We start from the raw sequence: 20,384 nt of genomic DNA on the forward strand, positions 1-20,384 counted from the left end.
CGTACGGGGCTGAGCGGAGCGGGTGGTGCGGATAGGCTTGAGCGGTCATGATGCAGACCATCGATCTCCGCGGAGTCCAGCCTACCCGGGCCGCTTTCGAGCGCCTCGTGCCCCGTCCAGCCGTCGACATCCAGGTCGCCGTGCATGTCGCGACCGAGCTGATCGACGACGTCCGGGCCAGGGGAGCGGCCGCTCTCGCCGAGCAGGCCGCGAAGTTCGACGGCGGCGCGCCGGCCTCGGTGCGCGTTCCGGCGTCCGAGATCGCCGCGGCCGTCGCCGCGCTGCCCGCCGACGTGCGTGCGGCCCTGGAGGAGGCGATCGTGCGCGTCCGCGAGGCGACCGCCGCGCAGGTCCCGCCGCCCGCCGAGACGCGGATCGGTCCGGGCGCGACCATCGTGCAGCGCTGGCAGCCCGTGGAGCGCGCCGGGCTGTACGTCCCTGGCGGCAAGGCCGTGTACCCGTCGAGCGTCGTGATGAACGCCGTGCCGGCGCAGGTCGCGGGCGTCGCCTCCGTCGCCCTCGCCAGCCCGCCGCAGCGCGCGTTCGGCGGCGCCGTCCACCCGACGATCCTCGGAGCGGCCGGCCTGCTCGGCATCGACGAGGTCTACGCGATGGGCGGTGCGGGAGCCATCGGCGCGCTCGCGTGGGGCGTGGAGGACATCGGCCTCGACCCGGTGCAGGTCATCACCGGCCCCGGCAACATCTACGTAGCCGCCGCCAAGCGCGTCGTGCGCGGCCAGGCCGGCATCGACTCGGAGGCCGGCACCACCGAGATCCTGGTGATCGCCGACGACACCGCCGACGCCCGGTTCGTCGCCGCCGACCTGATCAGCCAGGCCGAGCACGACGAAGCCGCCGCCTCGCTGCTGGTCACCGACAGCCCGGCGTTCGCCGAGCGGGTCGCGGCCGAGCTGGAGTCCCTCGCCGGCGCCACCAAGCACGCCGAGCGCGTGCGCACGGCGCTCGGCGGTCAGCAGTCGGCGGTCGTGCTCGTGGACGACCTCGCGGCCGCAGCCGCCTTCAGCAACGCCTACGGCCCCGAGCACCTGGAACTGCAGACCGCGGATCCGGACGGGCTGCTCGCGCTCATCCAGAACGCCGGCGCGATCTTCGTCGGCCCGAGCGCGCCGGTCAGCCTCGGCGACTACCTCGCCGGCTCCAACCACGTGCTTCCGACCGGCGGCCAGGCACGATTCTCGCCTGGCCTCGGCGCGTACTCGTTCCTCCGGCCGCAGCAGGTCATCCGCTACGACCGCGACGCGCTGCGGACGGTCGCCGACCGCATCGTGGCGCTGTCGTCGGCGGAGGACCTGCCGGCGCACGGCGAGGCGGTCACGATCCGGTTTTCGTGATGGACCTCGGTCGCAGGCTCCCTCGGCGCTGGGGTCGCGTGTCGCTCCGCGCCACCCTAAGCTCCACCGCGCAGTAGGATTTCCCTCATGTTCTGCCCCTTCTGCCGCCACCCGGACTCCCGCGTCATCGACTCCCGTACGAGCGACGACGGGCTCTCGATCCGGCGCCGCCGGCAGTGCCCTGAGTGCGGCCGCCGCTTCTCCACGACCGAGACCGCGAGCCTCAGCGTGATCAAGCGCAGCGGCGTCGTGGAGCCGTTCAGCCGCGAGAAGATCGTGCTGGGCGTCCGCAAGGCGTGCCAGGGAAGGCCGGTGACCGACTCGGACCTCGCCGTGCTGGCGCAGAAGGTGGAGGAGACCATCCGCTCCACCGGCGCCTCCCAGATCGAGGCGAACGACATCGGCCTCGCCATCCTCCCGGAGCTCCGCGAGCTGGACGAGGTCGCCTACCTGCGCTTCGCGAGCGTCTACCAGGCGTTCGACTCGCTGGAGGACTTCGAGGAGGCCATCCAGCAGCTCCGCGTGGAGCACCACGCCGAGCCCGCCGACGTCGAAGCCTGAGACGGGCGTCGGTGCCGGAGGCGGGTATTCTCGTACCGGCATGTATCGCACACTCTTCTCTCTCGTCCTGTCGAAGCTCGACCCGGAGCGCGCGCACCACTACGCCTTCCTGGTGATCCGGGCCCTTCCCGCGCTCGGCCTCGGCGGTCTCGTCCGCCGGTTCACCGCGCCGGACCCGTCGCTCGCCGTCGAAGCGCTCGGCCTGCGGTTCGACTCCCCGTTCGGCGTCGCCGCCGGCTTCGACAAGGACGGCGAGGCGGTCGTGGGCCTCGGCGACCTGGGCTTCGGCCACGTCGAGGTGGGCACCATCACGGCCCTCCCGCAGCCCGGCAACGACCGGCCGCGGCTGTTCCGCCTCATCCCGGACCGCGCCGTCATCAACCGGATGGGCTTCAACAACCACGGCGCCGGTGAGGCCGCCAACCGGCTGCAGCGCGTGCGCCGCACCCGCCGCCGTCCGGTGCTCGGAGTGAACATCGGAAAGAGCCGGGTCGTCGCCGTCGAGGACGCCACCCAGGACTACTTGACCAGCGCCCGCTCGCTCGCGCCGGTCGCCGACTACCTCGTCGTCAACGTGAGCTCGCCCAACACCCCAGGGCTGCGCGGTCTCCAGGAGCTGGAGCTGCTGGCCCCGCTGCTGACCGCGGTCAAGGAGGTCGCGGGGGAGACCCCGCTGCTGGTCAAGATCGCGCCCGACCTCACCGACGAGCAGGTCGAGAAGATCGCCGGCCTCGCCGTCGAGCTGGGCCTCGCCGGGATCATCGCCACGAACACCACGATCGCCCGCGACGGCCTCGCGACCGACCCTGCCGTGGTCGAGGCCGCCGGCGCCGGCGGGCTCTCCGGAGCACCGCTCGCCGCGCGCTCGCTGGAGGTGCTGCGCCTGATCCGCGCCCACGTCCCCGCCGAGCTGTGCGTGATCTCGGTCGGCGGCGTGGAGACAGCGGAGGACGTGCAGCAGCGCCTCGACGCCGGCGCGACGCTCGTGCAGGGCTACACCGCGTTCCTCTACCGCGGCCCGCTGTGGGCGCGGCAGGTCAACCGCGGGCTGCTACGCCTCCGGCGTGCCCTGGTGGAAGCGTAGGCGCCAGCGCCCTCCCACACGCAGCCACAGCGAGCTGCGCAGGCTGGCGCCGCGGTCGTCGACCGTGCGCGCCGTGAGCAGGATGGCGTCCGCGCCGATCCGCTCGGTGCCCAGCACCGCGAGCTCCGCGGCGGGGGAGTCCTCCTCGGCCAGGGCCTCCAGGATCGCGTCGCGGCCCCAGAGCCGGCCGGAGCGGCCGATCTCCTCGAAGTCGGGGTGCAGCAGCGCGGCGACCCGGGCGGAGTCCGAGCGGACGGCCGGCTCGACGAGTTCGCGCTCCAGGCGCTTCACGACGTCCTCGTCGGACTCCGACGCGGTCAGCAGGTCGTCGAAGAGATCGAACTCGACCGTCTCGGCGGCGGGGGAGGCCGGCGCGGCCTTCTCGGCCACCGCCAGCGCGGGCGCCGGCTCGTGGACAGCGGCTCCTGGCCAGCCCGGCCCGATCGGAATGGCGTCGCCGTCCCGATAGGCCGTCGCCGCCGCGCGTGCGCGCTGGTCGGCCGCCTCGTTCAGGTCGTGGCCTGCGTGGCCCTTGACCCACTCGAACGTGTACGTCCGGCCGTGCAGGGCCCGGTCCAGCCGTTCCAGCAGCTCACGGTTGAGCACGGGGGAGCCGTCGGACTTCCGCCAGCCCTTGCGCTTCCAGCCCGGCATCCACTTGGTGACCGAGTTGATCACGTACTGGCTGTCGCACAGGATGCGCAGGTCCTCGTCCACGTGCGCGGTCGACTCCAGGAGGTCGATGACCGCCATGAGCTCGCCCATGTTGTTCGTGCCGTGCGGCCAGCCGCCCGCCGACCAGCGCTCGTCGTCGACGTACCAGGACCAGCCCGACGGGCCGGGATTACCGAGGGCGGAGCCGTCCGCCGCTGCGACGATCGTCACGTCAGGCGGGGTACTGGCCGCGCTTGACCTGCGGCTTCGGCAGGCGCATGACGCGCAGCTGCAGCGCGCGCATGGCGGCGTACCACTTGAGCCCGCGCTCCACCTTGGTCTTGCCGAACTTGTCGCCGATCTTCCTGGTCACCACGAAGCCGAGCACGATGCAGTCCAGGACGGCGATCAGGAAGAACGCCCACAGGGCCACCAGGCCCCAGACCTGCATGAACGCCCACGGCAGGAAGCTGAGCACGATGACGAGCAGCATCACCGGGATGAGGAACTCGCCGATGCTGAACCGGGCGTCGACGTAGTCGCGCACGTACCGGCGCTGCGGGCCGCGGTCGCGCTGCGTCAGGTAGCGCTCGTCGCCCGCTGCCATGCCGACGCGTGCCTTCTCGCGCGCCTCGGCCTGGTGGGCGCGTGCCGCCTTGGCCGCCTCTTTGCGGTCGGTCGGCACCAGCGGCCGCTTGCGCGCGGCCTCCTGCTCGCGGCGGGTGGGCGTCGGTGCGCCCTTGCCCAGCCGGGCAGCGGTCTGTTCGGGGGTCTCGGTGGCGGGCGCCTGCGCCTCGGCCGCCGGGTTCTGTCGTTTCGCCAAAGCTTGAGCCTTCGTTTTGGGGTCCGTTTAAGATTACCCGCATGACAGACACTCAGCAGACTCCTTCCGGCCGATCCGCAGCCGGGGACCGCCCGGAGGTGGAGGAGCGGATCCGCTCCTCCGTCGAGACCGGCCTCCCGTCCACGATCGCCGAGCTCTCCCGCCTCGTGCGCATCCCCTCGGTCTCGTGGACCGCGTACGACCCGGGCAACGTCCGCAAGAGCGCGGAGGCGGTGGCGGAGCTGCTGCGCGAGACCGGAGCGTTCGAGAGCGTCGAGGTCAAGCAGGCGCCCATCTCCGGGCCGTCCACCGGTGCAGGGGAGAGCCTGGGTCAGCCGGCCGTGCTCGCCACCCGCGCCGCGAAGAACGGCCGCCCGACCGTGCTGCTCTACGCGCACCACGACGTGCAGCCGCAGGGCGACGCCGAGAACTGGGACACCCCGCCGTTCGAGCCGACCGTGCGCGGCGACCGGCTGTACGGCCGCGGCGCCGCCGACGACAAGGCCGGCGTGATGGCTCACGTCGCGAGCGTCCGCGCCCTCGTGGAGGCACTCGGCTCCGACTTCGACCTCGGCATCGCCGTGTTCATCGAGGGCGAGGAGGAGTTCGGCTCCCGCTCGTTCGCGAACTTCCTGGAGCAGAACAAGTCGGCCCTGGCCGCCGACGTCATCGTGGTCGCCGACTCCGACAACGTCGATGTCGACACCCCCGCCCTCACGGTCTCGCTGCGCGGCAACGTGACCTTCAAGCTGACGGTCTCGACGCTGGAGCACGCGTCGCACTCCGGGATGTACGGTGGCGCGGCGCCGGACGCCATGCTCGCGCTCGTCGCCCTCCTGGCGACGCTGCACGACGAGAACGGCTCGGTCGCCGTCGAAGGCATGCGCTCGCACGACGACGCCGCGGAGCCGCCCGCGGTGAGCGAGGAGCAGTTCCGCGAGGAGGCCGCCCTGCTGCCCGGCGTCACCCCGATCGGCACCGGGCCGATCCTGTCCCGGATGTGGTCGCAGCCGACCGTCACGATCACGGGCATCGACGCGCCGAGCGTCGTGGACGCCTCCAACACCCTCCTGCCGAGCGTGTCCGTGCGCCTGAGCGCCCGCGTCGCACCCGGTCAGCCGGCCTCGGAGGCGTACGAGGCGCTCGAGCGCCACCTCCGCGCGCACGCGCCGTTCGGGGCGAACATCGAGATCAGCGACGTCGACACCGGGGACGCCTTCCTGGTCGACACCGCCGGCTGGGCGGCCACGGAGGCCAAGCGCGCCATGACGGACGCCTGGGGCGCGGAGGCGGTGGAGACCGGCGTCGGCGGGTCCATCCCGTTCATCGCCGACCTCGTCCGCGAGTTCCCGGAGGCGCAGATCCTGGTCACCGGCGTCGAGGACCCGGACACCCGCGCCCACAGCCCGAACGAGTCGCTCCACCTCGGGGTGTTCAAGCGGGCGATTCTGGCCGAGGCGCTCCTGCTCGCGCGCCTGGACGCCCGCCAGGACTGAGCGATCCGGCGGAACTGAGCGATCTCGCGGGATCACGACGTACAATCGACGCAGATTTCGCAATCGAATCCGTAGAACACGTGTGAGGAGTCCCATGACCGACACAGCGCTGACCGCGACCAAGGCCCACGGCGTCGGCCTGACCGACACCGCTGCCGGCAAGGTCAAGAGCCTGCTCGAGCAGGAAGGCCGCGACGACCTGCGTCTGCGCGTCGCCGTCCAGCCCGGCGGCTGCTCGGGGCTGATCTACCAGCTGTACTTCGACGAGCGCATGCTCGACGGGGACGCGACCGTCGACTTCGACGGGGTGGAGGTCATCGTCGACAAGATGAGCGTCCCCTACCTGGACGGCGCCACGATCGACTTCGAGGACACCATCCAGAAGCAGGGATTCACGATCGACAACCCGAACGCGACGGGCTCCTGCGCCTGTGGAGACTCGTTCCACTGAGCCTTCCATAGCACAGAAAACACGTCAGGGCCGCCCCTTGTGGGCGGCCCTTTGTGTTCGAAACCGGGTGTCCGTCGGAGTAGGGTAGAGAACGCCACATACAGTTGCATGTGAACTGTCCCCGAGTCTCTCGAAAGGTCACCGGTGCGTCACAATCGCCGTTTCCGATGGGTTGCAATCCCGATCGCAGCGACACTCGCTATCGTCCTCGCGGGCTGCACGCAGGCCCAGCTCCACGGATTCCTGCCGGGCTTCGTCGAGGGCCAGCAGCCCGTCACCAACCACACCGACCGCATCAGCGGCCTCTGGGTGACCAGCTGGATCGTCCTGCTCATCGTCGGCATCATCGTCTGGGGTCTCATCCTCTGGGCGGTCGTCGTGTACCGCCGCCGCAAGGGACAGACCGGACTGCCGGTCCAGCTCCGCTACAACATGCCGATCGAGATCTTCTACACGATCGTGCCGCTCATCCTGGTCCTCGGCTTCTTCGCCTTCACGGCGCGCGACCAGAACGCCATCGAGCAGCCGTACGCGCACCCGGACCTCAAGATCCAGGTGTACGCCAAGCAGTGGGCGTGGGACTTCAACTACGTCACCGACAACGTGTACGACCCGGGCATCCAGGCGCAGCCGGACGACTCGAACGCGGCGCCCGGCACGGTCCAGGAGAGCCAGATCCCCACGCTGTACCTGCCCGAGAACAAGAAGATCACGATCCAGCTCGACTCGCGCGACGTGATCCACTCCTTCTGGGTGCCGGCCTTCCTCTACAAGAAGGACGTCATCCCGGGCAAGACCAACTACATGTACTTCTCCACCACCGGCCGCACCGGCACCTTCGTCGGCAAGTGCGCTGAGCTGTGCGGCGAGTACCACTCGGCGATGCTCTTCAACGTGAAGATCGTGTCGCAGAGCGAGTACGACGCCCACATCCAGTCGCTGCGCGACAAGGGCTTCAACGGCCAGCTCGGGTCTCAGTACGACCGCAACAACAACCTGCCCGGCACGGGCGCCCCGACGGGCAACGAGTGATTCCGGCAACGAGTAGGACAGACGCATGACGACGACAGCACCGGCGCCCGGAGCGACCACCGCGCCCGCTCCGAAGCCCACCCTCCTCACCGCCAACGGCGTTGAGCGCAAGGGCAACATCCTCGTGAACTACATCACGTCGACGGACCACAAGACGATCGGGTACATGTACCTGATCTCGTCGTTCATCTACTTCCTCATCGGCGGCGTGATGGCCCTCATCATCCGTGCCCAGCTCTTCGAGCCGGGTCTCGAGGTGGTGCAGACCAAGGAGCAGTACAACCAGCTCTTCACGATGCACGGCACGATCATGCTGCTGATGTTCGCGACGCCGCTCTTCGCCGGCTTCGTGAACGTGCTGATGCCGCTGCAGATCGGCGCCCCGGACGTGGCGTTCCCGCGTCTGAACGCGCTGGCGTACTGGTTCTACTCCTTCGGCTCGCTGATCGCGGTCGCCGGCTTCCTCACCCCGCAGGGTGCGGCGTCGTTCGGCTGGTTCGCGTACGCGCCGCTGTCGAGCACGACCTTCTCGCCGGGCATCGGCGGCAACCTCTGGGTCCTCGGCCTCGGCCTCTCGGGCTTCGGCACCATCCTCGGCGCGGTGAACTTCATCACGACCATCATCACGATGCGCGCGCCGGGTATGACCATGTTCCGCATGCCGATCTTCACCTGGAACGCGATGGTCACCTCGATCCTCGTGCTGATGGCCTTCCCGGTGCTGGCGGCCGCGCTGTTCGCCCTGGCGGCCGACCGCGTGTTCGACGCGCACATCTACGACGCCGCCAACGGCGGGGCGCTGCTCTGGCAACACCTGTTCTGGTTCTTCGGCCATCCCGAGGTGTACATCATCGCGCTGCCGTTCTTCGGCATCGTCTCCGAGATCTTCCCGGTGTTCAGCCGTAAGCCGATCTTCGGATACAAGACCCTCATCTACGCGACGATCTCGATCGCGGCCCTGTCCGTCACCGTGTGGGCGCACCACATGTACGTGACCGGATCGGTGCTCCTGCCCTGGTTCTCGCTGATGACGATGCTCATCGCGGTCCCGACCGGCGTGAAGATCTTCAACTGGATCGGCACGATGTGGCGCGGCTCGCTGACCTTCGAGTCCCCGATGCTGTGGTCGATCGGCTTCCTGATCACCTTCACGTTCGGTGGTCTGACCGGTGTCATCCTCGCGTCGCCGCCGCTGGACTTCCACGTGTCCGACACCTACTTCGTGGTGGCGCACTTCCACTACGTCGTGTTCGGAACCGTCGTCTTCGCGATGTTCGCCGGCTTCTACTTCTGGTGGCCGAAGTGGACGGGCAAGATGCTCAACGACCGTCTCGGCAAGTGGCACTTCTGGCTGCTGTTCATCGGCTTCCACACGACGTTCCTCATCCAGCACTGGCTGGGCGTCGTGGGCATGCCCCGCCGCTACGCGACCTACTCGCCGCAGGACGGCTTCACCTGGATGAACCAGGTCTCCTCGATCGGCGCCGGCATCCTCGCGGTCTCGATGATCCCGTTCTTCGTGAACGTGTACCTGACGGCGCGCAACGCCCCGAAGGTCACGGTCAACGACCCGTGGGGCTACGGCCGCTCGCTCGAGTGGGCGACCTCCTGCCCGCCGCCGCGGCACAACTTCACATCCATCCCGCGCATCCGCTCCGAGTCGCCGGCGTTCGACCTCAACCACCCCGAGGCCGGCATCCCGATCGGCGTCGGCGGCGGCAAGGACGCCCCGGACGCTCCCGTGCTCGACATCTCGAACAACAAGGTGAAGTGAACCCATGAGAGCCAATGCAATCCTCTTCTGGATCCTGTCGGTCTTCTTCATCCTCTCGGCGATCGTCTACACGCTGTGGAGCCTGCTCGACCCGATGCACATGAAGGTCGAGTGGGTCGGCACGGTGGCGCTGACGCTGAGCGCCATCCTGGCCGCGTTCATCGCGTTCTACGTGGGCCGCTCGCACTCCGCCCAGCACGGCGAGCTGCCGGAGGACCGCCTCGACGCCAACATCGACGACGGCGACCCCGAGCTCGGCCACTTCTCCCCGTGGAGCTGGTGGCCCGTTGCCCTCGCGACCGGCGCGGCGCTGGTCATGCTGGGCCTCGCGGTCGGCTTCTGGATCTGCTTCATCGGCGTGGCCTTCAGCCTCGTCTGCATCGTCGGCTGGGTCTACGAGTACTACCGCGGCTACTTCGCGCGCTGAGCCGCGACTGCGTCGTTCGAGGGCCGTCTCCCGTGGGGAGGCGGCCCTCGTCGTTCGTGCGGGGACGTCGTGGGTGGGCTGCCAGGATCGATGCATGGATGTAGCTGCTCTCGGGGACGAGGTCGAGTCGGTGTCCGCCTTCTATGCGGAGCGACACGACATCGCGCGGACGGACGATTGGTTCATGCTCAAGCTCGGCGAGGAGGTCGGCGAGCTGACGCAGGCGTATCTGGCCCGGTCGGGCCGGGCACGCGACAAAGGGCGCGACGCAGCCGAGCGGGAGGACGACTTCCGCGCTGAGCTGTCCGATGTGTTCGCTCAGGTGCTCCTGATCGCGAAGCGGCTCGAGATCGACCTCGAGTCCGAAGTCGCGCGCAAGTGGCTCGTCTGGAAACCGCAGTAGAACGGATTCAGCGCGCCGTGAATGTCAGGACGTCGACGGAGACGGTCGTGGAGTCCGCTTCCGCGGGCGCCACGTCCGCATGGCGCGCCGACGGCCCCATGCCCGCCAGAGCGCGTCGAAGGGCGTCATCGAGCGCGAGGTCGTACACGACTTGTTCGCGCGCCAGCGGGGCGTACAGCGCCTCCGCGGCCGTGATGACGTCCTCCGCCTTGTCGGTGGGGATGTCGAGCATGCCGCCGGCTGCGCGCAGGGACGCGAGGTGGTCGGCGCGGGGGACGACGACGGCCAGCGTCCCGCCCGGCCGCAGGACGCGGTGGAACTCGGGGAGATTGCGCGGCGCGAACACATCCAGCACGGCGTCCACGCGGTGCGAGCGTACCGGCAGCGGGCGCCAGGTGTCGGCCACCAGCCCGTCGATGTCGGCCGATGAGCGGGCGGCCCGGGCGACGGCCGTCGGGGAGAGGTCCATCGCGAGTCCGACGGCGCCGGGGGAGGCCGCGAGCACGGCGCGCAGGTAGTGGCCGGTGCCGGCGCCGGCGTCCAGGACACGCTCCGCGGGTGTGACGGCGGAGGCCACTGCCGCCGCGATCGGCGCGTACGCCCCGCCCTCCAGCACCGCGTCGCGCGCGTCCAGCATCTCCGCGGTGTCGCCCACGAACTTGCTTCCGCCGCCGAGCAGGGACACGTAGCCGCGCTTGTTCACGTCGTGCCGATGCCCGGAGGCGCAGCCGAGGGTGAGCCGGTCGACGGGCTCCAGCGGCAGCTCGCAGACGGGGCAGCGCAGCCAGGAGGCCAGGCGGGTCAGGTCGGTCATCGCGGCCTCCGGAAGCGGTCGGTGGAGGGGGAGTACGCGAAAGCGCCGGTGCAGAAACTGCACCGGCGCTTTCCGGTCGGATCAGTGGTGGCCGTGGCCCGACTCGAGCTCCGTGCGGGTCGGCGGGACCAGCCGGTCCTCGAAGAACCAGCGGGAGAGGCTCGCGCGCATGCGCGTGCCGGCCGTGATCTTGCCGCGCTTGTTCGGGCGGATCATCAGCGGCTCGTAGGCCTCGTAGCTGATCAGGCGCCAGCGCTCGTAGTCGCTCAGCTGCTCGTGCACCTCGATGAACTCGCCACCGGGGAGCTTGACGATGCGGCCGGTCTCGTAGCCGTGCAGCGCGATCGAGCGGTCCTTCTTCTGCAGCGCGATGCAGATGCGCTTGGTGAGGAAGTACGCCACGACGGGGCCGACGAAGAGCAGCGCCTGGAGGGTGTGGATGACGCCCTCCATCGTGAGCTTGAAGTGCGTCGCGATGATGTCCGACGAGGCAGCAGCCCAGAACACCGCGTAGAAGGTCACGCCCGCGGCGCCGATGGCCGTGCGGGTGGACGCGTTGCGCGGACGGTCGAGGATGTGGTGCTCGCGTTTGTCGCCGGTGACCCACGCCTCGATGAAGGGGTAGATCATCACGGTCACGATGAAGAGACCGAGGATGGCGACCGGGACGATGATGTTGAACGACCAGGTGCGGTTCAGCCAGACGAACTCCCAGCCCGGCGGGACGAGACGCAGCGCGCCGTCCGCGAAGCCGATGTACCAGTCCGGCTGGGTGCCGGCGGACACAGGGGAGGGGTCGTACGGGCCGTAGTTCCAGATCGGGTTGATGGTGAAGAACGACGCCATGAGCGCGATGACACCGAACACGATGAAGAAGAAGCCGCCGGCCTTCGCCGCGTACACCGGGAGGACCGGGTAGCCGACCACGTTGCCCTGGGTGCGTCCCGGAGCCGCGTACTGCGTGTGCTTGTGGACGACCACGAACACGAGGTGCAGCGCGATGAACGCGACCACCAGCGCGGGCAGCAGCAGGATGTGCAGCGTGTAGAGGCGCCCGACGATCGCGGTGCCGGGGAACTCGCCGCCGAAGAGCAGGAACGAGATCCAGGTGCCGACGACGGGGAGGCCCTTGATCAGGCCGTCGATGATGCGGAGGCCGTTGCCCGAGAGCAGGTCGTCCGGGAGCGAGTAGCCGGTGAAGCCCTCGGCCATGGCCAGGATGAACAGCGTGAAGCCGATCACCCAGTTGAGCTCGCGCGGCTTGCGGAACGCGCCCGTGAAGAAGATGCGGAGCATGTGCAGGCCGATCGCGGCCACGAACAGCAGCGCCGCCCAGTGGTGGATCTGGCGCACGAGCAGGCCGCCGCGCACCTCGAACGAGATGTTGAGGGTGGACTCCATCGCCGCGGACATGTGGATGCCCTTGAGCGGGACGTACGAGCCGTTGTAGACGACCTCTGCCATCGACGCCTGGAAGAAGAACGTCAGGAACGTTCCGGTCAGCAGGATGACGATGAAGCTGTAGAGGGCGACCTCACCGAGCAGGAAGGACCAGTGGTCCGGGAAGATCTTGCGCCCGAACTCCTTGACCGCGCCCGAGATGCTGGTGCGGTCCTCGATGTAGTTGGCGGCGGCAGCGGTGAAGCCGCCGCTCTTGGCCGTGGTGGGTGCCGCAGGGGCTGCGGCGGTCGAGGTGCTCAATGACGCTCCCAGAAACTCGGGCCGACGGGCTCGTGGAAGTCGCTGCGGGCGACCAGGTAACCGTCGGCGTCAACGGTGATCGGCAGCTGCGGCAGTGGCCGCTTCGCCGGTCCGAAGATGACCTGCGCCTCGTGCGTGATGTCGAACTGCGACTGGTGGCACGGGCACAGCAGGTGGTGGGTCTGCTGCTCGTAGAGCGCCACGGGGCACCCGACGTGCGTGCAGATCTTGGAGTAGGCGACGATGCCGTCGTAGTTCCAGTTCTCGCGGCCCTTGGACACGTGCAGGTCCTCGGGCTTGAGGCGCATGAGCAGGACGGCCGCCTTGGCCTTCTGCTCCAGCATGTCGGGGGCGTCGTTGAGGCCCTCGGGGATGACGTGGAAGGCGCTGCCGAGCGTGACGTCCGACGCCTTGATCGGCGTGCCGGACGGGTCGCGGGTGAGGCGGATGCCCTTGGCCCACATGGTCTGCGACAGCAGCTCGGCCGGGTCCACGCCCTGCGGCGCGAGACCGCGGAACAGGATGACGCCGGGGAGCGGGAAGGCGATCAGCGCGCCGATGAGGCTGTTGCGGATCAGGACCCGGCGGTTGAAGCCGGACTCCTCGTCGGCCTGGCGGAAGATCTCCGCCGCCCGCTCGGTGGTCTGCTCGGAGCCGCGCACCGGGTGGCGGAGGTCGACGCCCTCCTTCTCGTGCATCAGGGCCTTGCCCCAGTGCACCGCGCCGATGCCGATCGCGAGCAGCGCCAGCGTGATGCCGATGCCGATGAACAGGTTGTTCAGCCGGACCGAGCCCGGGTCGCTGTCATTGATCGGGAACGCCATGTAGGCGGCGACCGCCCAGACCGAACCCGCGATCGACAGGTAGAAGAGCGTGTAGACGGTGCGCTCGGCACGCCGCTCCTTGCGGGGGTCGAGGTCCGTCACCCGGGGCCGGTGCGGCGGGAAGCCGGGGTTCTCCACGGCGTCGCGGATGACCACCGCCGTTCCGGGGTCGCCGGTCCGGTGCACGTCGACGGCCGACGAACTGGCTGGCGTCAGCTCGTGACCGCCGTTCTCGTCCTGTGCCATTGTTCTCCTTCTTACGCTGTGCTTCTACAAGTACGACAGAACGGTCAGTTGGACTTCGCCGTGATCCACACGGTCAGCGCGACGATGGCGCCCAGACCGAAGATCCAGAGGAAGAGTCCCTCGGCCACCGGGCCGAGCGAGCCGAGCTCGATGCCGCCCGGGGACGGGTTGTTCTGGATGTACTTGAGGTACGTGATGATGTCGGCCTTGCCCTGAGGCGTGATGTTCAGGTCGTTGAAGACCGGCATGTTCTGCGGGCCCGTGATCATGGCCTCGTAGATGTGCTTGGCGCTCACGCCGGTGAGCGGCGGGGCGTACTTGCCCTCGGTGAGGGCTCCACCGGCGCCGGCGACGTTGTGGCACATCGCGCAGTTGATCCGGAAGAGCTGGGCGCCGTTGGCGGCGTCGCCCTTGCCATCGAGGTACTTCTGCTCGGGGATGGACGGCCCGGGAGCGAGGGAGGCGACGTAGTCGGCCAGGGCCGCGACCTCCTCGTCCGAGAACTGGACCGGCTTCTCCTGGGCCTGCGGGCCCTGCATCTGCATGGGCATGCGGCCGGTGCCGACCTGGAAGTCGACGGCGGCGGCGCCGACGCCGATCAGGGACGGCGCGTTGACCGTGCCCTGGGCGTCCATGCCGTGGCAGGTGGCGCAGTTGGCCTGGAAGAGCTTCTCGCCCTGCGAGACCGACGACTTCGAGGCCGTCTGGACCTGCGGGGTGTCGGCGGAGGCCGTGGTGGTGGTGAACGCGGCGTAGGCTCCGCCGGTCAGGCCGAGGCCGATGGCGAGCAGGGCGACGGTGGCGAGCGGGTGGCGGCGACCGGTCTTGCGCGCGGCCTTCGCGTTACGCGAGGGCGCTGCTGCGCGGGACTTCTGGGTGCCGGGGACGCGGGGACGCATGAGGTGGGGTCAGCTCCTGTTGATCTATCGGATGATGTAGATGACCGCGAACAGTCCGATCCACACGACGTCGACGAAGTGCCAGTAGTACGACACGACGATGGCGCTCGTGGCCTCTTTGTGGCCGAAGGTCTTGACCGCGAAGGCGCGGCCGATGACGAGCAGGAAGGCGATGAGGCCGCCGGTGACATGGAGGGCGTGGAAGCCGGTCGTCAGATAGAAGGCGGAGCCGTAGGCGTTGGCGTGCAGCGAGATCCCCTCGGAGACGAGCGTCGCGTACTCGAGCACCTGGCCGGACACGAAGACCGCGCCCATGAGGTAGGAGAGGGCGAACCACTCGACCATGCCCCACTTCCAGAACTTCAGCACGCCGGCCGAGTGGCGCGGCTGCAGCCGCTCCGCGGCGAACACGCCCATCTGGCAGGTGACCGAGCTCAGCACGAGGATGATCGTGTTCGTGAGCGCGTACGGGACGTTGAGGTGCGCCGTCTCGGCGGCCCACAGACCGGGCGACGTCGACTTGAGCGTGAAGTAGATCGCGAACAGACCCGCGAAGAACATCACCTCGGAGCCGAGCCAGACGATCGTGCCGACGGCCACGACATTGGGCCGGTTGATCGCCGGCGCACTCGTTGCAGGGGAAATGGAGGTGCTCGTCACAATTCCCATTATGGCTGAAAAGAAGCCGTGGTTTTCTCACCTGAATGGCACGAATCCGCCTCGATTCGGATAAGCACCAGCTAACACCTGGTACAAACGGGCGGCTCCCCGTGGCGTGTCGCCTCCCCATAGGATCGCAGTATGACGGAAATGCAGTCCTGGTCGTCCGTGCTCACCTCCCTCCTCGCCCGCGAGGACCTGAGTGTGGCGGACGCGGCGTGGGCCATGGACCAGGTCATGTCGGGCGAGGCCACGGAGGCCCAGCTCGCGGCATTCCTCATCGCACTTCGCGCCAAAGGCGAGACCGTGGACGAGATCGTCGGCTTCCGCGACGCCATCCTCGACCACGCCGTCCCGCTGCCGGTGGACCCGATGGCGCTGGACATCGTCGGCACCGGCGGCGACCGGTTCGGCACCGTGAATGTCTCGACCACGGCCTCCATCGTCGCCGCGGCCGCCGGCGTGCCCGTCATCAAGCACGGCAACCGGGCGGCCAGTTCGTCGTCCGGATCCTCCGACGTGCTCGCCGCGCTCGGCATCGACCTGACCCTGCCGCCGGAGCGCGTCGCCGAGGTGCTGCGCAGCACCGGGATCACCTTCGCGTTCGCCAGCGCGTTCCACCCGGGCTTCGCCAACGCCGGTCCCGTCCGGTCGCAGCTCGGCGTGCCGACCGTCTTCAACTTCCTCGGGCCGCTGTGCAACCCGGCGCGCCCGGAGGCGTCGGCGGTGGGCGTCGCGACGCTCGACCGCATCCCGCTGATCGTCGGCGTGTTCCAGACCCGCGGCGCCACCGCGCTGGTCTTCCGCGGCGACGACGGCCTGGACGAGCTGTCGACCACCGGTCACAGCCACGTCTGGGAGGTCTCCAGGGGCCTCGTCACCGAGCACGACATCGACCCGCGCGATCTGGGCATCCCGCGGGCGAGGATCGATGACCTGCTCGGGAAGGACGCCGCGTACAACGCGGCTGTCGTGCGTGCCGTGCTCGCGGGCCAGGAGGGCCCCGTGCGCGACATCGTGTTGCTCAACGCGGCGGCCGGGCTCGTGTCCTACGAGCTCGCGTCCGACCCGTCGAGGGTCCAGGTGTCCATCCTGGATCGGTTCCGTTCGCACATGGCGGTCGCCGCCCAGGCGATCGACTCCGGGGCCGCGGCCGCGAAGCTCGAGGAATGGGTCGAAGCGACGCACTGACAGCAAGTGGAAGGAAGGGTTTTCGATGAAGAAGCTCATCAACGACGTACCCGACGTCGTGACCGAGTCCCTCGCGGGGTTCGGACGGGCTCACGCGGACATCGTGACGGTGTCGCAGGACCCCCGCTTCGTCTCCCGGGCCGACGGCCCGGTGCGCGGCAAAGTCGGCCTGGTCAGCGGAGGAGGCAGCGGCCATGAGCCGCTGCACGCCGGTTTCGTGGGGAAGGGCATGCTCGACGCCGCGGTCCCCGGTGAGGTCTTCACCTCGCCGACGCCGATGCCGATCGTGGAGGCCACCAAAGCCGCCGACGGCGGGGCGGGCGTGCTCCACATCGTCAAGAACTACACGGGGGACGTGCTGAACTTCGAGACGGCCGCCGACCTGGTGGGCGCCGAGGGCATCACGGTGCGCGCCGTCGTCACCAACGACGACGTCGCCGTCCAGGACTCCCTCTACACCGCGGGCCGCCGCGGCGTCGCCGGCACCGTGCTGGTGGAGAAGATCGCCGGAGCCGCGGCCGACCGCGGCGACGACCTCGACGCCGTCACCGCGGTGGCCGAGAAGGTCAACGCCAACGTGCGTTCGATCGGCCTCGCCCTCACCGACGGCACCGTCCCGCACGCGGGCGAGCCCGGCTTCGTCCTCCCGGAGGACGAGATCGAGTTCGGCGTCGGCATCCACGGCGAGCCGGGCCGCGAGCGGATCAAGCTCGAGCCCGCCGACCGCCTTGTCGACCGGATGATGGACGCGATCCTCACGGATCTGCCGTTCTCCTCGGGCGACACCGTGCTGCTGTTCGTCAACGGGATGGGCGGAACGCCGCTCTCCGAGCTCTACATCCTGTTCCGGCGCGCGGCGGAGATCCTGGACGAGAAGGGGATCGTCCTCGGCCGGTCGCTGGTCGGGAACTACGTCACGTCGCTGGAGATGCAGGGCGCCTCCATCTCCGTGCTGAAGCTGGACGACGAGCTCACCGCCCTCTGGGACGCGCCGGTGCACACGGCCGCGCTCCGCTGGGGCGTCTGAGGCGTTCTCGGGCGTACGCTCCACAGACCGGATGACACGACACGAGGAAGGATGCGCTGATGGCGCTGGACACGAACTGGGTCACCTCCTGGATCTCGGCCGCGGCGACCGCCGTGGGCGAGCACAAGGGTGAGCTGAACACGCTCGACCGGGAGATCGGCGACGGCGATCACGGCGAGAACATGGATCGCGGCCTCCGCGCGTCCGTGGACGCGCTCGGGAAGCTGCCCGCCGACGCGACGCCGTCCGCGGCGCTGCGCTCCGTCGCGATGACCCTGATCTCCACGGTCGGCGGCGCGTCCGGCCCGCTGTACGGCACGGCCTTCCTCAAGGCGGCCGAGCCGGTCGGCGACACGGACCCGATCGACGGGGAGACCCTGGTCGCGCTGCTCACGGCGGCGCGCGACGGGATCGTGTCCCGCGGCAAGGCGGAGTCCGGCGACAAGACGATGATCGACGCCTGGACCCCCGCGGTGGAGGCGGCCTCGGCCGCGCTCGCCGCGGGGGACGCCCCGGAGGCGATCCTCGCCGCCGCGGCCGACGCCGCCGAGCAGGGCTCCGACGCGACCATCCCTCTCGTCGCACGCAAGGGGCGCGCGAGCTACCTGGGCGAGCGGTCCGCCGGTCACCGCGACCCGGGCGCGCAGTCGACCGCGCTGATCCTGCGAGCCGCAGCAGAGGCGGCCGGATGAGCGGGCGCGTCGGGCTCGTCTTCGTCTCGCACAGCTCGCAGCTCGCCGCCGGCGCCGTCGCCCTCGCCGGGCAGATGGCGCCGTCGGTGACGCTGCTGGCCGCGGGCGGCACGGACGACGACGGGATCGGCACCAGCTTCGGCAAGGTGATGACCGCGGTGGGGGAGGCCGACCAGGGCTCCGGCGTGGTGGTCGTCAGCGACCTGGGGTCTGCGCTGATGACCGCGGAGACCGTGCTCGACATGCTCCCGGAGGACGAGCGCGCCCGCGTGCGCGTCGTCGACGGGCCCTTCGTGGAAGGCGGCGTCGCCGCGGCCGTGGCCGCGGAGACCGGCGCCGACCTCGCGGGTGTCGCGGCCGCGGTGGAGGGCGCGCGCTCGGCGTGGGGGGACGCGGAGGCTTCCGCGCCCGCGCCCGCCGCCGTCCCATCCGGGTCGGAAGGCGCCCGCAGCGCCGACGGCTACACGCGCGAGGTGCTCGTGCGCAACCCGCAGGGCCTGCACGCCCGTCCCGCAGCCGAGTTCGTCAAGCTCGCCAACACCTTCCCGGCGAAGGTGACCGTGAACGGCAAGGACGCCAAGAGCCTCCTCGGCGTGATGTCGCTCGGCCTCACCGCGGGCGCGACGGCCTCGATCGCGTCGCCGGACAGCGAGGGGGAGGCCGCCGTGGACGCCCTGGTCGAGCTGGTCGAGAGCGGCTTCGGGGAGGTCTGAGATGGAATCGGCGGTGCGCAGGCTCATCCCGTCGTCGTTCACCCCCGTCCCGTCGTACCGCCCGGAGCACGCCGTCGGCTTCGAGGCGGTGACCTCCTTCGCACCAGGGCTCGACGCGATCGGGATCGCTGTCGGCACCGACGGCCCCGTGGACCCCGACCTCGGCCTCGACCGGGGCGCGCTCGAGCGCGCCGGGTTCGAGGGCAAGGCCGGACAGACTCTGCTGGTGCCGACCGAGGCCGCGTCGCTGCTCTACGCGGTGGGCTCGGGCGACTCCGGGGAGCTCACGGCCGACGTCCTCCGCGACATCGCCGCCACGTTCGCCCGCGCGGCCGCGTCGTCGGCCGCGATCGGGCTCCGCCTCCCGACGACGGGAGCCGTGCCGCCGGAACGGGTCGGCCAGGTCGTCGCCGAGGGCGCGCTGCTGGGCCGTTACCGCTACTCCGAGCTGAAGTCGGCGCCCGCCGTCACCGAGCTCACCCGGGTCGAGGTGCTCGTCGACGAGGCGCCGTCCTCCGCCGTGGCCGACGGGCTCCCGGCCGGTGCGATCACCGCCCGCGGCGCCGCGATCGCCCGCGACCTTGCCAACACGCCGCCCGGTCACCTGACCGCGACCGACTTCGGCGAGCTCGCCCTGGAGCTCGCCGCCGATTTCGGCCTCGATGTCGAGGTCTTCGACCGGCAGCAGCTGGTCGAGCTCGGCTGCGGCGGCCTGCTCGGGGTCAACGCCGGCAGCGCCGAGGAGCCGCGGATGATCCGGCTCCGCTACGCCCCGTCCGGCGAGTCGACCGGGCACCTGGCCCTCGTCGGCAAGGGCATCATGTACGACTCGGGCGGCATCAGCCTCAAGCCGTCCGACCCGATGCACCTGCTGATGAAGATGGACATGGGCGGGGCGGCCGCGATCTTCGGCGCGCTCTCCAGCCTCCAGGACCTCGGCTGCACGACGACGGTCACGGCGTTCCTGATGTGCACGGACAACATGCCGTCCGGTTCGGCGTACAAGCTGGGCGACGTGCTCACCGCGCGCGGAGGCACGACGGTGGAGGTCAAGAACACCGACGCCGAGGGGCGCCTCGTGCTGATGGACGGCCTCGTCCTCGCAACGGAGGAGCAGCCGGACGCGGTGGTGGACATCGCGACGCTCACCGGCGGGGCGCTGATGGCGCTCGGACCGGCCAGGGCTGCGCTGTTCGCCACCGACCAGGGGCTGGCCGACGCGATCGTGGCGGCCTCCCGCAGCACCGACGAGAAGGTCTGGCAGCTCCCGCTGGAGACTGCCTACCGCAAGCTGCTGGACTCCGACATCGCCGACATCGCCAACGTCGGAGGTCCGTACGCGGGAGCGACGACGGCCGCACTGTTCCTGCGCGAGTTCGTCGGCGAGACCCCGTGGGCGCACCTCGACATCGCGGGCACGATGCACGCCGACAGCGACGACGCCTGGCGCGCCAAGGGCGCGACCGGCTACGGCGCCCGCCTCCTCGCCGAGCTCGCCCTCCGCTTCCGCCGCTAACGGAGGACATCCCGGCCGCCCGAGCCCGGATCTCCTCCGTTCCC

At 70.0% G+C, this 20,384-nt stretch carries 21 protein-coding genes; 14 read left to right on the forward strand and 7 right to left on the reverse strand.

The features are described from left to right. Positions 1-47: 47 nt before the first annotated feature. From hisD to F1C12_RS01450, 3 genes are all read left to right on the forward strand, one after another. The gene (gene hisD / locus F1C12_RS01440) at positions 48-1,352 is read left to right on the forward strand and encodes a histidinol dehydrogenase (RefSeq protein ID WP_185277106.1); all 1,305 of its coding nucleotides are present in this window, start codon (positions 48-50) and stop codon (positions 1,350-1,352) included. Positions 1,353-1,439: 87 nt separating this feature from the next. Further along, a complete protein-coding gene (gene nrdR, locus F1C12_RS01445; RefSeq protein ID WP_185277107.1) occupies positions 1,440-1,913 on the forward strand; it encodes a transcriptional regulator NrdR in 474 nt (157 codons plus the stop codon). A 40-nt stretch (positions 1,914-1,953) separates the two neighbouring features. Then, entirely contained in the window at positions 1,954-2,997 is a 1,044-nt protein-coding gene (locus F1C12_RS01450) for a quinone-dependent dihydroorotate dehydrogenase (RefSeq protein WP_185277108.1), read from the forward strand. Here F1C12_RS01450 and F1C12_RS01455 read toward each other — a convergent pair. Next, positions 2,965-3,882 carry a ribonuclease HI family protein gene (locus F1C12_RS01455; protein WP_185277109.1) on the reverse strand — a complete coding sequence of 306 codons (918 nt, stop codon included), beginning with the start codon at positions 3,880-3,882 and terminating at the stop codon, positions 2,965-2,967. The genes F1C12_RS01450 and F1C12_RS01455 overlap by 33 nt on opposite strands. A 1-nt stretch (position 3,883) precedes the next feature. Further along, positions 3,884-4,474, reverse strand: coding sequence for a DUF3043 domain-containing protein (locus tag F1C12_RS01460; protein WP_185277110.1), 591 nt, complete (start codon positions 4,472-4,474; stop codon positions 3,884-3,886). A gap of 41 nt (positions 4,475-4,515) precedes the next feature. Here F1C12_RS01460 and F1C12_RS01465 point away from each other — a divergent pair, with 41 nt between their 5' ends. The 6 genes from F1C12_RS01465 to F1C12_RS01490 all read left to right on the forward strand — a co-directional run bounded on the left by F1C12_RS01465 (position 4,516) and on the right by F1C12_RS01490 (position 10,057). Then, positions 4,516-5,970, forward strand: coding sequence for a dipeptidase (locus tag F1C12_RS01465; RefSeq protein ID WP_185277111.1), 1,455 nt, complete (start codon positions 4,516-4,518; stop codon positions 5,968-5,970). Between the two features lie 94 nt (positions 5,971-6,064). Continuing rightward, complete coding sequence (gene erpA, locus F1C12_RS01470; protein WP_185277112.1) at positions 6,065-6,421, forward strand: iron-sulfur cluster insertion protein ErpA; 357 nt, start codon at positions 6,065-6,067, stop codon at positions 6,419-6,421. Positions 6,422-6,565: 144 nt separating this feature from the next. Next, positions 6,566-7,453: an aa3-type cytochrome oxidase subunit II gene (gene ctaC / locus F1C12_RS01475; protein WP_185277113.1), complete on the forward strand. Its 888-nt coding sequence runs from the start codon at positions 6,566-6,568 to the stop codon at positions 7,451-7,453. 25 nt (positions 7,454-7,478) lie between these two features. Beyond that, positions 7,479-9,227: an aa3-type cytochrome oxidase subunit I gene (gene ctaD, locus F1C12_RS01480; RefSeq protein ID WP_185277114.1), complete on the forward strand. Its 1,749-nt coding sequence runs from the start codon at positions 7,479-7,481 to the stop codon at positions 9,225-9,227. Positions 9,228-9,231: 4 nt separating this feature from the next. After that, entirely contained in the window at positions 9,232-9,654 is a 423-nt protein-coding gene (locus F1C12_RS01485; RefSeq protein WP_185277115.1) for a cytochrome c oxidase subunit 4, read from the forward strand. A 94-nt stretch (positions 9,655-9,748) separates the two neighbouring features. Continuing rightward, positions 9,749-10,057: a MazG nucleotide pyrophosphohydrolase domain-containing protein gene (locus tag F1C12_RS01490; RefSeq protein ID WP_185277116.1), complete on the forward strand. Its 309-nt coding sequence runs from the start codon at positions 9,749-9,751 to the stop codon at positions 10,055-10,057. Between the two features lie 7 nt (positions 10,058-10,064). Here F1C12_RS01490 and F1C12_RS01495 read toward each other — a convergent pair whose 3' ends face one another. From F1C12_RS01495 to ctaE, 5 genes are all read right to left on the reverse strand, one after another. Beyond that, positions 10,065-10,871, reverse strand: coding sequence for a methyltransferase domain-containing protein (locus F1C12_RS01495; RefSeq protein WP_185277117.1), 807 nt, complete (start codon positions 10,869-10,871; stop codon positions 10,065-10,067). 81 nt (positions 10,872-10,952) lie between these two features. After that, complete coding sequence (gene qcrB, locus F1C12_RS01500) at positions 10,953-12,572, reverse strand: cytochrome bc1 complex cytochrome b subunit (RefSeq protein ID WP_185277118.1); 1,620 nt, start codon at positions 12,570-12,572, stop codon at positions 10,953-10,955. After that, positions 12,569-13,642, reverse strand: a complete 1,074-nt coding sequence (gene qcrA, locus F1C12_RS01505; protein WP_185277119.1) for a cytochrome bc1 complex Rieske iron-sulfur subunit — start codon at positions 13,640-13,642, stop codon at positions 12,569-12,571. Before qcrA ends, qcrB begins: the two co-directional genes overlap by 4 nt. A gap of 44 nt (positions 13,643-13,686) precedes the next feature. Next, a complete protein-coding gene (gene qcrC, locus F1C12_RS01510) occupies positions 13,687-14,541 on the reverse strand; it encodes a cytochrome bc1 complex diheme cytochrome c subunit (protein WP_185277120.1) in 855 nt (284 codons plus the stop codon). A 24-nt stretch (positions 14,542-14,565) separates the two neighbouring features. Next, positions 14,566-15,210 carry an aa3-type cytochrome oxidase subunit III gene (ctaE, locus tag F1C12_RS01515; RefSeq protein ID WP_185277121.1) on the reverse strand — a complete coding sequence of 215 codons (645 nt, stop codon included), beginning with the start codon at positions 15,208-15,210 and terminating at the stop codon, positions 14,566-14,568. Between the two features lie 132 nt (positions 15,211-15,342). Here ctaE and trpD point away from each other — a divergent pair, with 132 nt between their 5' ends. Genes trpD through F1C12_RS01540 form a run of 5 tightly spaced genes read left to right on the forward strand, consistent with a single transcriptional unit; the run spans position 15,343 to position 20,340 of the window. After that, positions 15,343-16,392: an anthranilate phosphoribosyltransferase gene (trpD, locus tag F1C12_RS01520; RefSeq protein ID WP_185277122.1), complete on the forward strand. Its 1,050-nt coding sequence runs from the start codon at positions 15,343-15,345 to the stop codon at positions 16,390-16,392. A 25-nt stretch (positions 16,393-16,417) separates the two neighbouring features. Further along, complete coding sequence (dhaK, locus tag F1C12_RS01525; protein ID WP_185277123.1) at positions 16,418-17,419, forward strand: dihydroxyacetone kinase subunit DhaK; 1,002 nt, start codon at positions 16,418-16,420, stop codon at positions 17,417-17,419. A gap of 59 nt (positions 17,420-17,478) precedes the next feature. After that, positions 17,479-18,111: a dihydroxyacetone kinase subunit DhaL gene (dhaL, locus tag F1C12_RS01530; protein ID WP_185277124.1), complete on the forward strand. Its 633-nt coding sequence runs from the start codon at positions 17,479-17,481 to the stop codon at positions 18,109-18,111. Next, positions 18,108-18,824 carry a dihydroxyacetone kinase phosphoryl donor subunit DhaM gene (dhaM, locus tag F1C12_RS01535; RefSeq protein ID WP_185277125.1) on the forward strand — a complete coding sequence of 239 codons (717 nt, stop codon included), beginning with the start codon at positions 18,108-18,110 and terminating at the stop codon, positions 18,822-18,824. The genes dhaL and dhaM overlap by 4 nt, the downstream gene beginning before the upstream one ends. A gap of 1 nt (position 18,825) precedes the next feature. Next, positions 18,826-20,340: a leucyl aminopeptidase gene (locus tag F1C12_RS01540; RefSeq protein ID WP_185277126.1), complete on the forward strand. Its 1,515-nt coding sequence runs from the start codon at positions 18,826-18,828 to the stop codon at positions 20,338-20,340. Positions 20,341-20,384: the final 44 nt, after the last annotated feature.

The organism is Leifsonia shinshuensis, assembly GCF_014217625.1.
Lineage (GTDB): Bacteria > Actinomycetota > Actinomycetes > Actinomycetales > Microbacteriaceae > Leifsonia > Leifsonia shinshuensis_A.

What these genes read in the sequence shown, in the direction of transcription:
- hisD (WP_185277106.1), top strand. Translation starts at nt 48, where the DNA reads ATGATGCAGACCATCGATCTCCGCGGAGTCCAGCCTACCCGGGCCGCT.
- nrdR (WP_185277107.1), top strand. Translation starts at nt 1,440, where the DNA reads ATGTTCTGCCCCTTCTGCCGCCACCCGGACTCCCGCGTCATCGACTCC.
- F1C12_RS01450 (WP_185277108.1), top strand. Translation starts at nt 1,954, where the DNA reads ATGTATCGCACACTCTTCTCTCTCGTCCTGTCGAAGCTCGACCCGGAG.
- F1C12_RS01465 (WP_185277111.1), top strand. Translation starts at nt 4,516, where the DNA reads ATGACAGACACTCAGCAGACTCCTTCCGGCCGATCCGCAGCCGGGGAC.
- erpA (WP_185277112.1), top strand. Translation starts at nt 6,065, where the DNA reads ATGACCGACACAGCGCTGACCGCGACCAAGGCCCACGGCGTCGGCCTG.
- ctaD (WP_185277114.1), top strand. Translation starts at nt 7,479, where the DNA reads ATGACGACGACAGCACCGGCGCCCGGAGCGACCACCGCGCCCGCTCCG.
- F1C12_RS01485 (WP_185277115.1), top strand. Translation starts at nt 9,232, where the DNA reads ATGAGAGCCAATGCAATCCTCTTCTGGATCCTGTCGGTCTTCTTCATC.
- F1C12_RS01490 (WP_185277116.1), top strand. Translation starts at nt 9,749, where the DNA reads ATGGATGTAGCTGCTCTCGGGGACGAGGTCGAGTCGGTGTCCGCCTTC.
- F1C12_RS01495 (WP_185277117.1), bottom strand. Translation starts at nt 10,871, where the DNA reads ATGACCGACCTGACCCGCCTGGCCTCCTGGCTGCGCTGCCCCGTCTGC.
- qcrA (WP_185277119.1), bottom strand. Translation starts at nt 13,642, where the DNA reads ATGGCACAGGACGAGAACGGCGGTCACGAGCTGACGCCAGCCAGTTCG.
- qcrC (WP_185277120.1), bottom strand. Translation starts at nt 14,541, where the DNA reads ATGCGTCCCCGCGTCCCCGGCACCCAGAAGTCCCGCGCAGCAGCGCCC.
- ctaE (WP_185277121.1), bottom strand. Translation starts at nt 15,210, where the DNA reads ATGGGAATTGTGACGAGCACCTCCATTTCCCCTGCAACGAGTGCGCCG.
- trpD (WP_185277122.1), top strand. Translation starts at nt 15,343, where the DNA reads ATGACGGAAATGCAGTCCTGGTCGTCCGTGCTCACCTCCCTCCTCGCC.
- dhaK (WP_185277123.1), top strand. Translation starts at nt 16,418, where the DNA reads ATGAAGAAGCTCATCAACGACGTACCCGACGTCGTGACCGAGTCCCTC.
- dhaL (WP_185277124.1), top strand. Translation starts at nt 17,479, where the DNA reads ATGGCGCTGGACACGAACTGGGTCACCTCCTGGATCTCGGCCGCGGCG.
- dhaM (WP_185277125.1), top strand. Translation starts at nt 18,108, where the DNA reads ATGAGCGGGCGCGTCGGGCTCGTCTTCGTCTCGCACAGCTCGCAGCTC.
- F1C12_RS01540 (WP_185277126.1), top strand. Translation starts at nt 18,826, where the DNA reads ATGGAATCGGCGGTGCGCAGGCTCATCCCGTCGTCGTTCACCCCCGTC.